We start from the raw sequence: 16,653 nt of genomic DNA, 5'->3' as shown, positions 1-16,653 counted from the left end.
GCGGTTCAGGCGGCTTTTCCGTCCGCCTGCAATTGACGATTGAGTTGATCGATGAGTTCGGTGGCCGCGCTGACGATCTGGCCGGAGGCGAAGCCGGCCTTGGTCATTTCGCGGAAGAAGGCGCGCGCCAGGATGCGCGCCACGTCCTCGGGATTCTGGTAGGCGGTGCGCACCTGCTCGCCGACCTTGTGCTGGGCTTCCTGCAGCAGGGCCAGCTGGGCGAAGCGCGAGTCCAGCACCCTCTGCAGCTGGGATACCTGGATCGACTTGCCGATCAGGCTGGCGACGATGTCGAGCAGGGGCAGGTCGAGCGGGTCGAAACGGGCGCCCGAGACGTTGACCACGCCGATGATCTTGTCGCCTATCCTCACCGGCGCCGCCATCAGGGCGCGGCCGGCAGCGTCGGGGCGGCGCGCCAGCAGCGCGAAGGGCGAGCGCCCGATGTCTTCCACGAACAGCGCCTCGCCGCTGGCCAGTACATGGCCGCAGATGCCCTCCCCGGTGCCGATCGAGGCATGCAGGGCCGCGTCCGGCAAGTCGCCGTGGCGCGCATACATGCTCATCCGCATTTCCTCGCCGCTGCCGCTGTTGATCAGCATGATCGAGCAGTGGTCGGCGCCGACCAGCAGCGCGGCCTGCTCGGCCTGGCGCTGCAGGTTGTCTTCCAGGCTGCCGCCGGCCAGGAACTGGCGCAGGTCTTGCAGGCGTACCAGCTTGTCCGCTGTTTCCATGGGTCTTATCCGCGTAAGGGTTGACGTTGGAGGAATCGCAAGGGTCCGGGATGCAATCTGTTAATAGTATGCCATTCTTCCGCGCCGCACCACCCCTCCAGCCCGCTTTCGGCCGGGCCTGGCTCAAACCGGCTCGGCGGCCTTGGGCGACAGGAAGGCCTTGTGGAACAGGTGGCGCGACAGCAGCAGCGGCGGCATGCGCAGCCAGTTGCCGCGCACATAGAGCGCAAAGTGCGCCAGGGCGGCCGCGCGGCCGCCGCAGCTCGGGTGCAGCGGCAGCAGGGCGCGCGCGAACAGCGCGTCCATCAGCACCATCAGCGCGCCCTTGGGACGCCCCCCGGCGGCCTGGGCCAGTACGGCCGGCGGCACCGGCGTATCGAGCAGGCGCACGCACCAGCGCAGCGCATAGAACAGGGGGCGCGCCAGTTCCAGCTCGGCGGCGCGCGCCGCCAGGCCGTCCCAGAAGCCGGGCCGGGCGCCGAAGTGCAGGGCCAGGCGGTGCAGGTCGAACAGGTCGCGCAGGCCGTGGTTGAATTCCCCGCCCCAGAACAGGTGCACCGCGCTGTGCAGGAACATGTCGTGCGGGCACAGGGTCCACAGGCCGGGTTCGCCCGGCAGCGCCACGGCGGCGGCGCGCAGCTTGGCCGGATCCGGGCGCGCGGGCGCGGTCTCGGGCAGGATCGCGTGATGCACGTCGATCGCGTTACCGCGGTGCATGTGGATCATCGGCGGCAGCTCGTGCATCCACTGGCGGTAGTAGCGCTGGTCGTAGGCGTCGTGGTGGGTGGTGGCCCAGCCGTGCAGCATCAGGGCGGCCTCGGCCTTCCCCATGGCGGCCTTCGGCAGCAGGATGTCGATGTCGGAAAACACGCGCCCGCGCCCGGCCGGCAACTCGGCCAGGGCATAGGCGGCGCCCTTGAGCAGGATCACGGGCAGCTGCAGTTCGTCGAGGGCTTCGCGGATACGCGCCACCTCGAAGCGCACCGCGCAGGCATGGCGCTCGGCGGCCACGCGCCACCATTCCAGATGGGCGCGCGGCGCGGACGGCACCGTGTCCAGCAGGCCGCCGTCTTCCAGCAGCGCCAGCACGGTGGCGCCCATGCCGGCGTTGGCGGCCTGGCGCAGCAGCAGGTCCCAGTCGCCGGGCGCCAGCCGCGCGGCGATGCGCGGGTCGCGCAGCAGCTGCAGCAGCAAGGGCATGCTCATGGCTGGCGTCCCTCGGCCAGGCGCTCGAACACGGCCATCGCCTCGTCCAGGCTGCTGTAGCTGAACTCGATGCCGCTGCAGGCGTCGACCAGGTCGCCCAGGGTGGCGAAGCCGCGCTCGCCCAGCAGCGCGTAATTGAAGGCGTTGTCGGCCACGCGCATGAAGGTGCCGGCCTTGCCCAACTGGGCCACCCGGGTGGCGGCGCCGGCCTCGTAGCGCGGGAAGACGATGGCCACGGGCCGCGCCGGCTCGAGGGCGCGCGCCACGCTGTCGCCCGGCGCGCGCATGTGGCCGATGGTGCCCTTGGCCGTGCCCTCTACCCGCGGACCGAACACCGCCTGGGGCGAAAACGCCTGGATCACCCCGATCGATGCGTTCTTCAGGCTGACCGGGCGCGGCACCGGCACCAGCGCGCCATCGGCGTGGCGGACCAGGCACAGCTCGTCCGACAGCAAGCGCCAGCCGCGGCACACCAGGGCCGCGCACAGGGTGCTCTTGCCCGAGCCGGGAGGGGCCGGCAGGATCACGGCGCGCCCGCCCTTCTCGACCACGGCCGCGTGCACGACCAGGTAGCCGTGGGCGCGGTTGGTCACGCACCAGTTGAGCACCCATTCGAACATCGGATAGGCCTGGGCCAGGGGCAGCGGCTTGAACGGGGTCAGGCCGTCCTGGTCGAAGCGCACCTGGGGACGGAACCAGCGGCGCAGGCCTTTGGTGCGGCGCAGGTTGACGTGGAAATCGGCGAAGCCGCCTGGCGCCTGCACCGGATAGTCGGCGTAGAGCAGCGCAATGCCTTGCTGGACCCGGGGGATGTCGCTGGTGACGCGGCAGGTGAAGGGCCCGGTGCGCAAGTCGAGGCCGGGGCCTTGCAGGCGCGCGCGCAGCTGCGCGGGCGCGAGGGACGACACGGTCAGCATGGTTCGACCAGGTGCAGGCCTTTCAGCTCATGCAGGAGGCGGGCGAGGTGTTCGGGTTCGGCTTGCGCGCCCTGCTCGCGCAGGGCGGCGGCCAGCGCCGCGGGGCTGCGCGGCGCCTCGGCCAGGGCATCCAGCATCCAGAGCGCGGCGTCCGACAGCTGGTGGGTGGCGCCGGACAGGCTGTTGAACAGGACCGCGCCGTCTTCCCATTCGCGGCAGGCGAGCGTTTGCCCGGGCACGATGCGCCAGGGGCGCGCCTCAGGAACCACCGTAGGTGCGTTCCAGGTAGCGCTTGGTCTCCTCGGCGTTCCAGAACACGTCCGGCGCCGGGCTGTACTGGCCGGTGGATTGCAGCTCGGTCCACATCTCGACCAGGGTCTTGACGCTCAGGAAAGAGGACTTCTTCGAAATGACGTTCAGGTAGTTCGCGACCAGGTGCTGGCCGAGGTTGTACTTGTCGAACGAAACATTGCCCAGCATCGTCAGCATCGTGGCGGCGCCATAGGTGTTCTTGTTCGCGCCGTAGCAGGGGAAGACTTCGCTGAACTTGATGCGGCGCGAGCAGGGCCAGGAATGGTGGGCCTGCTTCCAGTAGCCCGGCGAACGGCCGATGCAGGTCGGCTTCGGACCGTAAGTGCTGTCCAGGCCGCCGGACAGGCCGGCCGAGGGCGCGACGCAGATCGCGCCGTAGCTCATGGTCGCCTTGCTCTCGAGCGTCCACAGGACGCCGGCCGCGCCCAGGCCCGCCTTGCCGAGGCGGCGGCGGGCCGCACCCCGGGCATCGAGAGTCGGGGGAGTAGTTTGGTCGGGTTGATGTTCGGTAGCCACGTCGGGTTCCTCGAGGATTGATGGCCGGTCGGCGCACGCCCGTAGCATGATGCAAGAAACGTGCCTCTATTAGCAAGGTTTTCCAAAATACATTGTATTTTAGAAAAAACTCCTTGAGAAACAGAGGCCTAGCTGCGGCCGGGCGGTTTGCCGCTTAAGCTATTGTAATTTGGGAACGCGTCGGTTTGTAAAAATTCTCGACAGGCGTTCAGAAGAAGCTTTCGGGAACGATCAAAACGTCGCCAGGACGCATCATCACGTTGGCCGAGATGTCGCCATCCTTGAGCAGGGCGTCGAGACGCACCGGGAGCTTTTCCTGCTTGCCGTCGACGGTGCGCACGATGGTCGCCTTGTTGCCGGCAGCGAATTCGGTGACGCCGCCGACCGCGATCAGGACATCCATCAGCGACATGTCGCGGCGGTACGGCAGGGCTTGCGGACGCGCCGCCTGGCCGATCACACGGATCTGCTCGTTGAAATTGCCGACAAAGTTGGTGACGATGACGGTCACCACCGGCTGCTGGATGAACTTGGCCAGGGCCTGCTCGATGTCGCGCGCCAGCTGGGTCGAGGTCTTGCCGGCGGCCGGCAGGTCTTCGACCAGGGGGGTGGTGATCTTGCCGTCCGGACGTACCGGGACCGACATCGACACTTCGGGATTGCGCCACACAATGATGTTCACGCTGTCGCCCGGCCCGATCAGGTAGTCCGGATTGACCGGCGCCAGGGCCGCCTGGCTCGGCGCCGCGGGGCTGGCGCAACCGCCCAGCAGCAGCAGGCAGCCGGCGGCGCCCGCCGCAGCAACATATTTCATCAAATGCATCATCTTGCTCACGTCGATCCCCTTCGCATGGCAGCGCGGCGCCTGGCCTGCGCATCATCTTGCGATCTAAAAAATGTTATTCACCCATTAACAGGCGTGGCTATTGTATAACAGGCTCCCGCTGAATTGCGTGCACAGTTGAAATAGTTTCATTTCTACTGCTTACGCTGCAACAGCGCCTGCACATGGCGGACCGGAATCGCGTAGGTGATACCGCTCGGGTTGCTGATCGCGGTCTCCTTCAGTCCCTTGACGAACACGGCATTGATCACGCCGAGCACGGCGCCGCTGGCCGGATCGTAGAGCGGACTGCCGCTGTTGCCCGGATAGGCGGTGGCGTCGAGCTGGAACACCTGGTAGGAGGAGCGCTGCAGCTGGGTGATGGCGCGCGCATCCAGCTTGCGCGAATTCAGCGATGGCCGCACCACCGGCGTGACGGCCGCCAGCAAGGCGCGGTGGGTGGCGGCATACAGGCCCAGGTTCATGCCTAAGGGAAACCCGGTGAAGGCCATCTCCTGCCCTTCGACTACCCGCTCGCCGTCGCCCAGGGCCAGGGCCGGCAGCGGCGCGCCCGACAGGCGCAGGTGGGCCAGATCGTGCTCGCGGTCCAGCGCCACCAGGGTGGCCGGACGGAAAGCGACCTGCTCGCCCTTGCCCACCACCACGCCCAGCTCTTCCAGCCGGGCGCCATCCATGGTGTCGGGCACCACGTGGGCGTTGGTGATCACGCTCAGGCCGTCGCCCACGACGAAGCCGGTGCCGACGAACACGATCGCCGGGCTGCGGGTCTTCTGGTAGGTGCCGATGCCGAGTACCGACTGCTTCACGGCCGCCGCCGTTTCGGTGAGCGGCGCGGCATGCGCGGCAGAGGCGCCCAGGATGGCCGCCAGCGCCAGCACGGCGCCAGGCAGGATGGATGAAAGTCTTGTCATACGCATATCACAATGCTCCGGTACATCTGTCGTTCGGGCTGTCAATTGTGCAGGCCCTTTCCTATTTTAAACATTACAATAAGCATGTTTTACTGAAAGCAACAAAATTATTGACTTGTTACGACATCATCGTATCCCGGTATCAAAAGGTTTAGAAAAATACAATTACCCCTGCAAGCAAATGTTTGCGATAATGCAACAGAAACAGGGGTAAAAACCGCAGGAAGCACGATGATTTTGTTGCAATGCAGAAGTTCTGTTGCAAACAGTTTGCACTCTTGGTACCGAAAAGCGCAATTTCCAAATACGTAATTGCAATTGCTCAGGGTACAAGCGATCATGCGAGATGTTTATTTGTTGAGCCCTGCCGAGGGCTCCCACTGGCGAGACTGACAAGATGGCCGAGATTACAGCCCTGATTCTTACTTTCCTGAAAGCCATCGGTAAATACCGCTGGCATGCCGTCGTCATCACCTGGGTAGTCGCCCTGGCCGGATGGGCGGTGGTGTTCAAGCTGCCGAACCAGTACGAGGCTTCGGCCCGCGTCTACGTCGACACCCAGAGCATCCTCAAGCCCCTGCTGTCGAACATGACCACGGTGCCCAACCTGGACCAGCAGGTCCTGTTCATGCGCCGCACCCTGATCAGCCGTCCGAACGTCGAGCGCGTGCTGCGCATGGTCGACCTCGACGTCAAGGCGCGCGACAGCAAGGAACAGGAGAAGATGGTCGACGACATGATCTCGCGCATCAAGATGGCAGGCACCGAGCGCGACGACATCTACACCATCAGCTATACCGCGCCCAACGCCAAGCAGGGCCGCGACGTGGTCCAGGCCTTCCTGACCATCTTCGTCGAGGGCAGCTTCGGCGGCAAGAAGCAGGATTCCGAGAAGGCGGTGCAGTTCATCGACGACCAGATCAAGAGCTACGAAGAGAAGCTGGCCAACGCCGAGAACACGCTCAAGGAGTTCAAGATCAAGCACGTCGGCATGCTGCCGCGCGAGGGCGCCGACTTCGGTTCGCGCATGATCACCGCCAATGAAGCGCTGAGCCAGGCACGATTGGAGCTGGCCGAGGCCGAGCAGGCGCGCAACGCGATCCGCCGCAAGATCTCGGGCGGCAGCAGCACCCCGGGCAAGGGTCCCGAAGTGCCGTTCACCGATCCGGCCCTGGAAGAGCGCATCGCCACCGTCACCAAGACCCTGGACACCCTGCGCACCCAGTTCACCGAACAGCACCCGGACATCGTCGCCAACCGCCGCCTGCTCGAGCAGCTGCAGGCGCGCAAGGCGGACGAAGCCAAGAACCGCAAGCCGAGCGCCGATCCGGGCGCCAGCTACAGCCCGATGCTGCAGCAGCTCACCGTCTCGCTGTCGGAGGCGGAAGCGCGCGTGGCCTCGCTGCAGGCGCGCGTGGCCGAGTACGGCGCGCGCGTTGCCCAGCTGCGCACCCAGAGCGCCCAGGCGCCGGAGATCGAGGCCCAGCTGGCCCAGCTCAACCGCGACTACGAAGTCAACCGCGAAAACTACCAGAAACTGGTCGAGCGCCGCGAATCGGCCAAGCTGTCGGGCGACCTGTCCTCGGCCACCGACATGCTGACCTTCCGCGTGATCGAACCGCCGACCGCCCCGCCGGTCCCGTCCGGCCCCAACCGCCTGCAGCTGTTCTCGCTCGTGTTCGTGGCCGCCCTGGCCGCCGGCCTGGCCGGTGCATTCCTGATGAGCCAGCTGCGCCCGACCTTCCTCAGCCAGTCGACGCTGCGCGAAGTCACCGGCGTGCCGATCCTGGGCTCGATCAGCATGAACTGGACCGCCGAGCAGACCGTGCGCCGCAAGCGCCGCCTGGTGGCCCTGGCCGTCTCGGTGCTGGTGCTGTTCGGCACCTACGGGGCCGGCGTCGCCGCCATCCTCGTCCGTCCCAACATGTAAGGCCGTAGCCAAGGAGCGAATGTGAGCATTATCGAAAAAGCGGCCAGCCGCATCGACAAGCAGCGCCAGGCCGCTGCTCCCGTCACCCCCGCCGCCGGCGCCCCGGCGGATGTTTCCGTGGAACCGGTCCTGGATACGGCCGTGGCCCTTGCCCCCGCATCCGGCGCCCAGGCGGCCGTCGACGCGGCCGCGTTCGCGCCGGCCGCCGCACCGGCTGCCGAAGCGCCGGCGCAGCCCCGTTCCACCCCGCGCAAGGTCGAACTGGACCTGGGCCGCATGCGCGACCTGGGCATGGTGACCGCCGCCGGCGGCCGCACCAACCTGCTGGAAGAATTCCGCATCATCAAGCGCCCACTGCTCAAGCGCGCCTTCGGCGAACGCAGCGCGGGCGCCAACCCGGCCAACCTGATCATGGTGACCAGCTCGCTGCCGGGCGAAGGCAAGACCTATTGCGCGATCAACCTGGCGATGAGCATCGCCATGGAACTCGACCACACCGTCCTGCTGGTCGACGCCGACGTGGCGCGCCCCTCGGTGCTGCGCACCCTCGGCCTGCCGGCCCACCGCGGCCTGATGGACATCCTGCTGGACGACAAGCTCGACCTGTCCGACGTCATGCTGCGCACCAACGTCGACACCCTGTCGATCCTGCCGGCCGGCACCAGCACCTCGCGCGCCACCGAGCTGCTGGCCAGCTCGAGCATGAGTTCCATGGTGCTCGAGCTCGCCAACCGCTATCCGGACCGCGTCATCATCTTCGATTCGCCGCCGCTGCTGCTGACCAGCGAATCGCGCGTCCTGGCCAGCCACATGGGCCAGATCGTGGTCGTGGTGGAAGCCCAGACCACGACCCAGCACGCGGTCAAGGAAGCGCTGCAGCAGCTGGACGGCATGAACAACGTAAACCTCATCTATAACAAGACCAGGGACATCCCCGGCATCGAAGAGACGTATGACTATCACTACGGCTAAGCAGCAGCCGCGCCCGCAGCGCCGGTTGTTACGCTTGACCCCGCTGGCGGCCGCCATGGCCCTGGCGCTGCCGGCGCACGCCGACTGGCGCGTGACCCCGACGCTCAGCACGACCGCCACCTACACCGACAACATCGACCTGCGCGACGACACGCTCAAGCACAGCGACCTGGTGACCCAGGTGGCGCCCGGCGTGACCGTGGTCGGCAGGGGCCGGCGCCTGAGCGTCTCGGCCAGCGCCGCCTGGCACCAGTACGCCTTCCTGCACAGCACCGGCCGCCGCACCGTCGACAACCAGCGCCAGTACAACGGCGCCCTGCGCGGCGAGCTGGCCGAGGATCTCCTGTTCATCGACGCCTCGGCCTCGCGCGGACAGCGCAGCGCCTCGGCCTTCGGCCCACAGCTGAGCAATGACCTGTATGCGCTCGGCAACCGCGCCGAGATCGAGACCTGGAGCATCAGCCCCTACCTGGTCCAGCGTTTCGGCAACACCGCCAGCATGCAGCTGCGCTACACGCGCGACGGCGTCGATGCCAGCGGCCGCGACGCGCTCGACGGCGTCACGCGGCGCGGCTTCAACAAGACGAATGGCGAGAGCGTCAACGCCAGCCTGGTCAGCGGCCGCGCCTTCGACGCGCTCGGCTGGGGCCTGACCTATTATCGCCAGGACCTGGAGAGCGAGCGCATCGGCGACTCCTCGACCCAGTCGCTGTCGGCCAACCTGAGCTACCGCGTCACGCCGCGCCTGTCGCTGACCGCCAACGCCGGCTACGACCGCTACGACTTCGGCCTGGGCAACGGCGACGAGGGACGCAACTGGTCGGGCGGCTTCATCTGGAATCCAAGTACCCGCACCAGCCTGCAGGCCTCGCTCGGCCGCCACTACTACGGCCAGACCGGTTCGCTGCTGGCCAGCCACCGCAGCCGCCATACCGTATGGAGCGTCAACTACAGCGACGCGGTCACGAACTCGCGCCAGCAATTCCTGCTGCCGTCGACGATCGACACCGCGGCCCTGCTCGACCGCCTGTTCGCGGCCTCCTTCCCCGATCCGGTCGAACGCCAGCGCATGGTGGCGGCCTACATCCAGGCCTCCGGCCTGCCGCCCAGCCTGGCCGACAGCGTGAACTTCCTGAGCAACCGCTACATGCGCCAGAAGCTGCTGCAGGCCTCGAGCGCCTACCGGCGCGGACGCAGCAGCGCGGTGCTGAGCCTGTATGCCAGCGAGCGCATCGCGCTCACGGATTCGCAGAGCGACAGCGAGCTGCTGGGCAGCCAGCTGTCCAGCCTGAACGACAACGTGCGCCAGCGCGGCGTGGACGCCAGCTACACCTACCAGCTGAACCGCCGCTCGAGCGTGATCGCCAGCTGGGATCTGCGGCGCAGCCATTCGATCACCACCGGCCTGGTGGACCACCAGCGCACCTTGCGCCTGGGCCTGACGCGCCGCTACGGCGACAAGGTGCTGGGCGCGCTCGAGCTGCGCCGCCGCAGCGGCGACCTCGGCCTGGGCGCGGGCGCGACCTACCAGGAAAACGCCGTCACGGCGAGCCTGTCGATGCAGCTTTAAGCGGAAGAACAGCGATGTACGAAACCTACTACGGATTGTCCGCCAAGCCCTTCCAGCTGCGGCCGGACCCCCATTTCTTCTTCGGCTCCAAGGGCCACAAGCGCGCCATGGCCTACCTCGAGTACGGCCTGTCGCAGGGTGAGGGCTTCATCGTCATCACGGGCGAGGTCGGGGCCGGCAAGACCACCCTGGTGCGCAACCTGCTGAACAAGATCCCGACCGACCAGATCGTCGCCGCCCACATCGTCAACACCAGCCTCGATCCCGAGGACACGCTGCGCATGGTGGTGTCGAGCTTCGGCCTGCCCTATGAAGGGGCCAGCAAGGCCGAGCTGCTCAACCGCCTGGAGCAGTTCCTGCGCTCGGTCGACCGCCAGGGCAAGCGCGCCCTGCTGGTGATCGACGAGGCCCAGAACCTGAACGCGCGCACGGTGGAAGAACTGCGCATGCTGTCGAATTTCCAGACCGACGACCGCTCGCTGCTGCAGACCTTCCTGCTCGGCCAGCCGGAATTCCGCGCCACCCTGCACAGCCCCGGCATGCAGCAGCTGCGCCAGCGCGTGATCGCCAGCTATCACCTGGGCCCGATGGATGCCCAGGAGACCCGCGCCTATGTCGAGCACCGCCTGGCCACGGTCGGCTGGAACGGCGACCCGTCCTTCGACGACGGCGCCTACGCGGCGGTGTTCGCCTACAGCGGCGGCATCCCGCGCAAGACCAATACCCTGATGGACCGCGTCCTCCTGATGGGCTACCTGGAGGAGCTGCACGCCTTCGGCGAAGCCGACGTCAAGGAAGTGGTGCGCGACATCTCGGAGGAATACCAGCTGCCGGACACCGAACTTCCGGGCGCCTCCGGCGCCGGCGCCGACGCGCTGGACGGCGAGCTGCGCCTGGGCGAACGCCGCACTGGCGCCAGCGTGGAAGTGCTGGACGAACGCATGATGCGCCTCGAGAAATCGATCGTCTCCGTACTGTCGATCCTGAAGAAAATCGTCGCCGCGCCCCCGGGCCAGGCGGCCCAACACATGGACAACCAGGAATGAAGATGCAAGCCCCCGCCGCCCGGCCGCGTCCTGCTCCCGGCCAGCGCATCCGCAACGCCATGACCTGCGACGTCGAGGACTACTTCCAGGTCTCGGCCTTCGCCCCCTACATCGCGCGCGACAGCTGGGATACGCGCGAATGCCGGGTCGAGGCGAATGTCGAGCGCATCCTGGCGCTGTACGAGCGCCACGGCGTGCGCGCCACCTTCTTCACCCTGGGCTGGATCGCCGAGCGCTATCCGAACGTGGTGCGCCGCATCGTGGCGAGCGGCCACGAACTGGCCAGCCACGGCTACGGCCACCTGCGCGCCTCGGACCAGAGCCGCGCCGAGTTCGACAACGACATCCGCTCCAGCAAGGCCCTGCTCGAGGACCTCGGCGGCCAGGAGGTGCTCGGCTACCGCGCGCCCAGCTTCTCGATCGGCGCGCAGAACCTGTGGGCCCTGGACGCGCTGCGCGAGGCGGGCTACCGCTACAGCTCGAGCATCTACCCGATCGCCCACGACCACTACGGCATGCCGGACGCGCCGCGCTTCGCCTTCTACCCGAACGGCCCGGACGGCCTGCTGGAAGTGCCGGTCACCACGGTCCGCATGGGTGGACGCAACCTGCCGGCCGGCGGCGGCTACTTCCGCCTGCTGCCCTACGCGCTGTCGCGCTGGATGATGGAAAAGGTCAACCGCGAGGACGGCGAACCGGCCCTGTTCTACTTCCACCCCTGGGAGCTCGATCCGGGCCAGCCGCGTCCCGCGGGCCTGGACGCCAAGTCGCGCTTCCGCCACTACGTCAACATCGGACGCATGGAAAAGCGCCTCGAGCAGCTGGCGCGCGACTTCGCGTGGGACCGCATGGACCGCATCTTCCTGGACAAGCAATAAGAAAGAAACACGCACGGCATGAACTCGATCATCGAAGCCGCACAGGCCCAACGCGCCGCCCCGGTCCTGGCGACCGGGCCGCTGACCCTGCACCTGATGCAGCCGCAGGACGCCTCCCGCTGGGACGCCTTCGTGCGCGCCTGCCCGGAAGCGACCTTCTTCCACCTGTCGGGCTGGCAGAAGGTCATCCAGCAATCCTTCGGCATCAAGACCTGGTTCTACTACGTCGAGCAGGACGGCCAGATCCAGGGCGTGCTGCCGCTGGCCGAGATCAAGAGCCGCCTGTTCGGCCATGCGCTGGGCGCCATGCCCTTCTGCGTCTACGGCGGCGTGGCCGCGCTCGGCGACCAGGCGCGCCGCATGCTGGACGAGGCCGCGCACGCGCTGGCGACAAAGCTCGGCGTGGGCCACCTGGAATACCGCGGCATGCAGCGCGCCCACCCGGACGATCCCAGCTGGCACACCAAGGAACTCTACGTCACCTTCCGCAAGGAGATTTCTAGCGACGACGAGACCAACCTGAACGCCATCCCGCGCAAGCAGCGCGCCATGGTGCGCAAGGGGATCAAGCTGGGCCTGAAGGCCGTGGTGGAAGACAACGTCGAGCGCATGTTCGCCGCCTACGCCCACAGCGTGCTGCGCCTGGGCACCCCGGTATTCCCAAAAAGATACTTCGCCCTGCTGCAGCAGACCTTCGGCGACGAGTGCGAAGTGCGCACCATCCTCACCGAGGACGGCCGCCTGGTGGCCTCGGTGCTGTCCTTCTACTGGCGCGACGAGGTCGTACCCTACTACGGCGGCGGCACCGACCTGGCGCGCGAAGTGGCGGGCAACGACTACATGTACTGGAGCCTGATGCAGGCTGCGGCCGCGCGCGGCTGCCGCATCTTCGACTTCGGCCGCAGCAAGCTGGGCACCGGCGCCTACGACTTCAAGAAGAACTGGGGCTTCACCGCCGAGCCGCTGCCCTACGAATACAAGCTGTACACCTCGAGCAAGCTGCCGGACAACAATCCGCTGAACCCGAAATACCAGCTGTTCATCAAGATGTGGAAGAAGCTGCCGCTGCCGGTGGCGAACTTCCTCGGACCGTACATCGTGCGCAACCTGGGATAATGCCGTGGAAGACCTGCTGCTGCTGATCCACCGGATCCCCTACCCGCCCAACAAGGGCGACAAGATCCGCTCCTACCACCTGCTCAAGCACCTGGCGCGCGACTACCGGGTGCACCTGGCGACCTTCGTGGACGACGCCGACGACTGGCAGCACGTGCCGACCGTCGAGCGCCTGTGCGCGAGCAGCCATTTCGCCAGCCTGAACCCCACCCTGGCCCGCGTGCGCAGCCTGGGCGCGCTGGTCAAGGGCCGCTCGCTCTCGCTCGACTACTACCGCGACGCCGGCCTGGCGCGCTGGGTCGACGAGACCGTGGCCGCCCACAAGATCGAACGGGTCCTGGTGTTCTCCTCGGCGATGGCGCAGTACGCCGACAAGTTCCCGGGCGCGCGCCGCGTGGTCGACTTCTGCGACGTCGACTCGGACAAATGGCGCCAGTACGCCGACAAGAAGCCCTGGCCGATGAGCTGGCTGTACCGCCACGAGGCGCGCCAGCTGCTGGCCTACGAGCGCCGCGTGGCGCGCGACTACGACGCCTCGCTGTTCGTGTCCGGCCCCGAGGCCGACCTGTTCCGCCAGCTGGCGCCCGAAAGCACCGCCAAGATCGGCCACTTCAGCAACGGCGTCGACACCGACTACTTCACGCCGGACAGCGACTACGCCAGTCCCTACGCGGCGGGCGAGCAGGCCATCGTGTTCACCGGCGCCATGGACTACTGGCCCAACGTCGACGCGGTCCAGTGGTTCGCCTCGGAGGCGATGCCGATCCTGCGCGCGCGTCACCCCGACCTGCACTTCTACATCGTCGGCGCCCGTCCCGCGCCCGCGGTGCAGGAACTGGCGCGCCAGCCGGGCATCCGCGTCACCGGCACCGTGCCCGACGTGCGCCCCTACATCGCCCACGCGCGCGCCGCGGTGGCGCCGCTGCGCATCGCGCGCGGCATCCAGAACAAGGTGCTCGAAGCGATGGCGATGGCCACCCCGGTGGTGGTCTCGCCGCAGGCGCTGGAAGGCATCCACGCCGAACCGGGCCGCGAACTGATCGTGGCCGAGGACGGCGCCGGCTTCGCCGACGCCGTCGCACAGCTGCTGGCACGCGACGGCAACGACATGGGCCTGGCGGCACGCGCCAGGGTAGAACGCCAATACAGCTGGCCGAGCAACCTGGCCTGCATCGGGGAGCGACTCGAATGTTCCTGAAACCACCGCCGGGCGTCGCGCACGCCCATGTTCCGATCGCCCCCACCCCGCTGACGCCGGTCCAGGTCGCCGTGCTGGCACTGGCCATGCTGGCGCCCTTCCTGCTCTACTTCGCCACGGCGGAGTCGATGGTCTCGATCTGGAACAGCTCCGACACCTTCGCCCACGGCTACGTGATCCTGCCGATCAGCCTGGCCTTGATCTGGCGCCGGCGCGAGAACTTCAGCCTGATCCCGACCCGTCCCTATCCGCCGGCCCTGCTGCTGCTGGCCCTGCTGGGCGCCGGCTGGCTGGCGGCGCGCATGGGCGACGTGCAGGTGGTGATGCAGTACAGCTTCGTGGCCATGTTCCCGGTGGCGGCGGTGGCCCTGTTCGGCCCGCGCCTGGCCGGCTCGCTCGCCTTCCCGCTGCTGTTCCTGCTGTTCGCGGTGCCCTTCGGCGAGATCTTCGTCGAGCCCCTGATCCAGTTCACCGCCGACTTCACCATCTGGGCGGTGCAGGCCACCGGCATCCCGGTGCTGCGCAACGGCACCCGCTTCGAGCTGCCCACCGGCAGCTGGTCGGTGGTGGAAGCCTGCAGCGGCATCCGCTACCTGATCTCCTCGATCACCCTGGGCTGCCTGTATGCCTACCTGACCTACCACTCGACCCTGCGCCGCGTCGTCTTCATCGGCCTGTCGATCCTGGTGCCGATCGTGGCCAACGGCCTGCGCGCCTACATGATCGTGATGATCGGCCACTCGAGCGGCATGGAGCTGGCCACCGGCGTCGACCACATCATCTACGGCTGGCTGTTCTTCGGCCTGATCATGTTCATCATGTTCTGGGTCGGCAGTTACTGGCGCGAGGACGAGCAGGCGGCCGCGCAGCGCGCCGCCGCCCATACCATGGTGCCCTCGCTGCCGGGACGCATCGTGCCGGTCGCCGCGGGCGCGGTGCTGGTGGCCGCGCTGTGGCCCGCCTTCGCCGTCTTCAACGACCGCGCCAACCACAACCCGGCGCCGGTACAGCTGGCCGAGCCAAGCCTGGCCTGGCAGGTCGCCGCCGGCTTCCCCGACTGGCGCGTCGACTACATGGAGCCGGATGCGCGCCTGGAGCGCACCTATACCCGCACCGGCGTCGACCGCCCGGTGCGCCTGCAGGTGCTCTACTACCGCAACCAGACCAAGCAGAAAGGCCTGATCAGCTCCGTCAACCGCCTGACCGGCGAAAAGGATCCCTACCATCCGCTCTCGAGCGCCGGCCGCAGCGAGCAGGTGGACGGCCGCAGCCTGGCGCTGCGCGAGACGGTGCTGAACAGCGCCGGCGGCAAGCTGCTGGTGTGGCAGGTGCTGTGGATCGGCGGCCAGTACACCCCGAGCAACGTGGTCGGCAAGCTGCGCCAGGCCGAAAGCCGCCTGCGCTTCCGGGGCGACGACGGCGCCATGATCGCGCTCGCCGCACCGTTCACGGAAAGCCAGGACAAGGCGCGCGGCGCCCTGCGCGCCTTCCTGGGCGATAACTTCAAGGCGCTCGACGCAGCGCTGGCGGCGACCCAGGGACGCTGAGCATGACCGACGTCTCCGTTTCCGCCGCCGCTGCCAGGCCCGCGCCGCCGCTGGTAGTGCACCTGATCTACCGCCTCGACATCGGCGGTCTGGAAACCCTGCTGGTGGACATCATCAACCGCATGCCGGCGCACAGCTACCGGCATGCCGTCGTGTGCCTGACCGACTACACCGATTTCGCCCAGCGCATCACGCGCCCAGGCGTCGAGCTGGTCGCGCTGCACAAGCAGCCGGGCCTGGGCCTGGGAATCCACCTCGTGCTGTGGCGCCTGCTGCGCCGCCTGCGCCCGGCGATCCTGCACACCTATAACTTCGGCACCATGGAATATGCGGCCACCGGCTTCGCTGCCGGCGTCCCGGTGCGGGTGCACGCCGAGCACGGACGCGATGCGCGCGACCCCGAGGGCCTGAATCCCAAGCACAACCTGCTGCGCCGCTGCGCCGCGCCCTTCATCGACCGCATCGTGCCGGTTTCGCAGGACCTGCGGCGCTGGCTGGGCGAGGTGGTCGGCATCGCCGGCCGCAAGCTGGTCCTGATCGACAACGGCGTCGACACCGAGCGCTTCCATCCGGCCCCGGCCGGCGCAGCCGGCGTCGAGACCTGGCACGACGACCCGGACGCCTTCGTGATCGGCACCGTCGGCCGCCTGCAGGACGTCAAGGACCAGGCGACCCTGATCCAGGCCTTCGCCGAACTGCGCCGCCTGCTGCCGCACGAACCCCTGCGCCTGGTGCTGGTCGGCGACGGCCCGCTGCGCGCCGCGCTCGAGGCCCAGGCGCGCGACGCCGGCCTGGGCGACAGCGTGCGCTTCGCCGGCGCGCGCGCCGACGTGGCTCCGGCCATGCGCGGCTTCTCGCTGTTCGCCTTGTCCTCGATCGCCGAGGGCACCCCGGTCACCCTGCTGGAAGCGATGGCCAGCGGCCTGCCGGTGGTCGCCACCGCGGTCGGCGGCATCCCC

Annotated in this window: 16 protein-coding genes; 9 read left to right on the top strand and 7 right to left on the bottom strand. The window is 67.8% G+C overall.

Features of this window, described 5'->3' with window-relative positions; translation table 11 throughout:
• Positions 1–5 precede the first annotated feature (5 nt).
• From KBW98_RS11755 to KBW98_RS11725, 7 genes are all read right to left on the bottom strand, one after another.
• Entirely contained in the window at positions 6–731 is a 726-nt protein-coding gene (locus tag KBW98_RS11755) for a GAF domain-containing protein (protein ID WP_211520326.1), read from the bottom strand.
• Positions 732–854: 123 nt separating this feature from the next.
• The gene (locus tag KBW98_RS11750; RefSeq protein ID WP_211520325.1) at positions 855–1,937 is read right to left on the bottom strand and encodes a nucleotidyltransferase family protein; all 1,083 of its coding nucleotides are present in this window, start codon (positions 1,935–1,937) and stop codon (positions 855–857) included.
• Complete coding sequence (locus KBW98_RS11745; protein WP_211520324.1) at positions 1,934–2,854, bottom strand: HprK-related kinase A; 921 nt, start codon at positions 2,852–2,854, stop codon at positions 1,934–1,936. Before KBW98_RS11745 ends, KBW98_RS11750 begins: the two co-directional genes overlap by 4 nt.
• Positions 2,848–3,093, bottom strand: coding sequence for an HPr-rel-A system PqqD family peptide chaperone (locus KBW98_RS11740; protein WP_211520323.1), 246 nt, complete (start codon positions 3,091–3,093; stop codon positions 2,848–2,850). Before KBW98_RS11740 ends, KBW98_RS11745 begins: the two co-directional genes overlap by 7 nt.
• 19 nt (positions 3,094–3,112) lie before the next feature.
• Positions 3,113–3,682, bottom strand: a complete 570-nt coding sequence (locus tag KBW98_RS11735; protein WP_211520322.1) for a hypothetical protein — start codon at positions 3,680–3,682, stop codon at positions 3,113–3,115.
• A 208-nt stretch (positions 3,683–3,890) separates the two neighbouring features.
• Complete coding sequence (locus KBW98_RS11730) at positions 3,891–4,505, bottom strand: XrtA/PEP-CTERM system exopolysaccharide export protein (protein ID WP_211520363.1); 615 nt, start codon at positions 4,503–4,505, stop codon at positions 3,891–3,893.
• A gap of 155 nt (positions 4,506–4,660) precedes the next feature.
• Positions 4,661–5,437 carry a serine protease gene (locus KBW98_RS11725; RefSeq protein ID WP_211520321.1) on the bottom strand — a complete coding sequence of 259 codons (777 nt, stop codon included), beginning with the start codon at positions 5,435–5,437 and terminating at the stop codon, positions 4,661–4,663.
• Positions 5,438–5,834: 397 nt separating this feature from the next.
• Here KBW98_RS11725 and KBW98_RS11720 point away from each other — a divergent pair, with 397 nt between their 5' ends.
• The 9 genes from KBW98_RS11720 to KBW98_RS11680 all read left to right on the top strand — a co-directional run.
• Positions 5,835–7,367 (top strand): XrtA system polysaccharide chain length determinant, encoded by a 1,533-nt coding sequence (locus KBW98_RS11720; protein WP_211520320.1) that lies wholly within the window; start codon positions 5,835–5,837, stop codon positions 7,365–7,367.
• Positions 7,368–7,388: 21 nt separating this feature from the next.
• Complete coding sequence (locus tag KBW98_RS11715) at positions 7,389–8,339, top strand: XrtA-associated tyrosine autokinase (protein WP_211520319.1); 951 nt, start codon at positions 7,389–7,391, stop codon at positions 8,337–8,339.
• Entirely contained in the window at positions 8,320–9,909 is a 1,590-nt protein-coding gene (locus tag KBW98_RS11710) for a TIGR03016 family PEP-CTERM system-associated outer membrane protein (RefSeq protein WP_211520318.1), read from the top strand. Before KBW98_RS11715 ends, KBW98_RS11710 begins: the two co-directional genes overlap by 20 nt.
• A 14-nt stretch (positions 9,910–9,923) precedes the next feature.
• The gene (locus KBW98_RS11705; protein ID WP_211520317.1) at positions 9,924–10,955 is read left to right on the top strand and encodes an XrtA/PEP-CTERM system-associated ATPase; all 1,032 of its coding nucleotides are present in this window, start codon (positions 9,924–9,926) and stop codon (positions 10,953–10,955) included.
• The gene (locus KBW98_RS11700; protein WP_211520316.1) at positions 10,952–11,833 is read left to right on the top strand and encodes an XrtA system polysaccharide deacetylase; all 882 of its coding nucleotides are present in this window, start codon (positions 10,952–10,954) and stop codon (positions 11,831–11,833) included. The genes KBW98_RS11705 and KBW98_RS11700 overlap by 4 nt, the downstream gene beginning before the upstream one ends.
• Positions 11,834–11,851: 18 nt before the next feature.
• Positions 11,852–12,949 (top strand): FemAB family XrtA/PEP-CTERM system-associated protein, encoded by a 1,098-nt coding sequence (locus KBW98_RS11695; protein ID WP_211520315.1) that lies wholly within the window; start codon positions 11,852–11,854, stop codon positions 12,947–12,949.
• A 4-nt stretch (positions 12,950–12,953) separates the two neighbouring features.
• Positions 12,954–14,147 (top strand): TIGR03087 family PEP-CTERM/XrtA system glycosyltransferase, encoded by a 1,194-nt coding sequence (locus tag KBW98_RS11690; protein WP_211520314.1) that lies wholly within the window; start codon positions 12,954–12,956, stop codon positions 14,145–14,147.
• Positions 14,138–15,694, top strand: coding sequence for an exosortase A (gene xrtA, locus KBW98_RS11685; protein WP_211520313.1), 1,557 nt, complete (start codon positions 14,138–14,140; stop codon positions 15,692–15,694). The genes KBW98_RS11690 and xrtA overlap by 10 nt, the downstream gene beginning before the upstream one ends.
• A 2-nt stretch (positions 15,695–15,696) precedes the next feature.
• A partial coding sequence (locus KBW98_RS11680; RefSeq protein ID WP_211520312.1) for a glycosyltransferase occupies positions 15,697–16,653 on the top strand: 957 nt, incomplete at its 3' end.

This window comes from Massilia sp. ST3 (assembly GCF_018119405.1).
Classification (GTDB): Bacteria; Pseudomonadota; Gammaproteobacteria; order Burkholderiales; family Burkholderiaceae_D; genus Telluria.
Note: the sequence above shows the minus strand (reverse complement) of the source record. Positions and strands in the feature narration are given on the sequence as shown.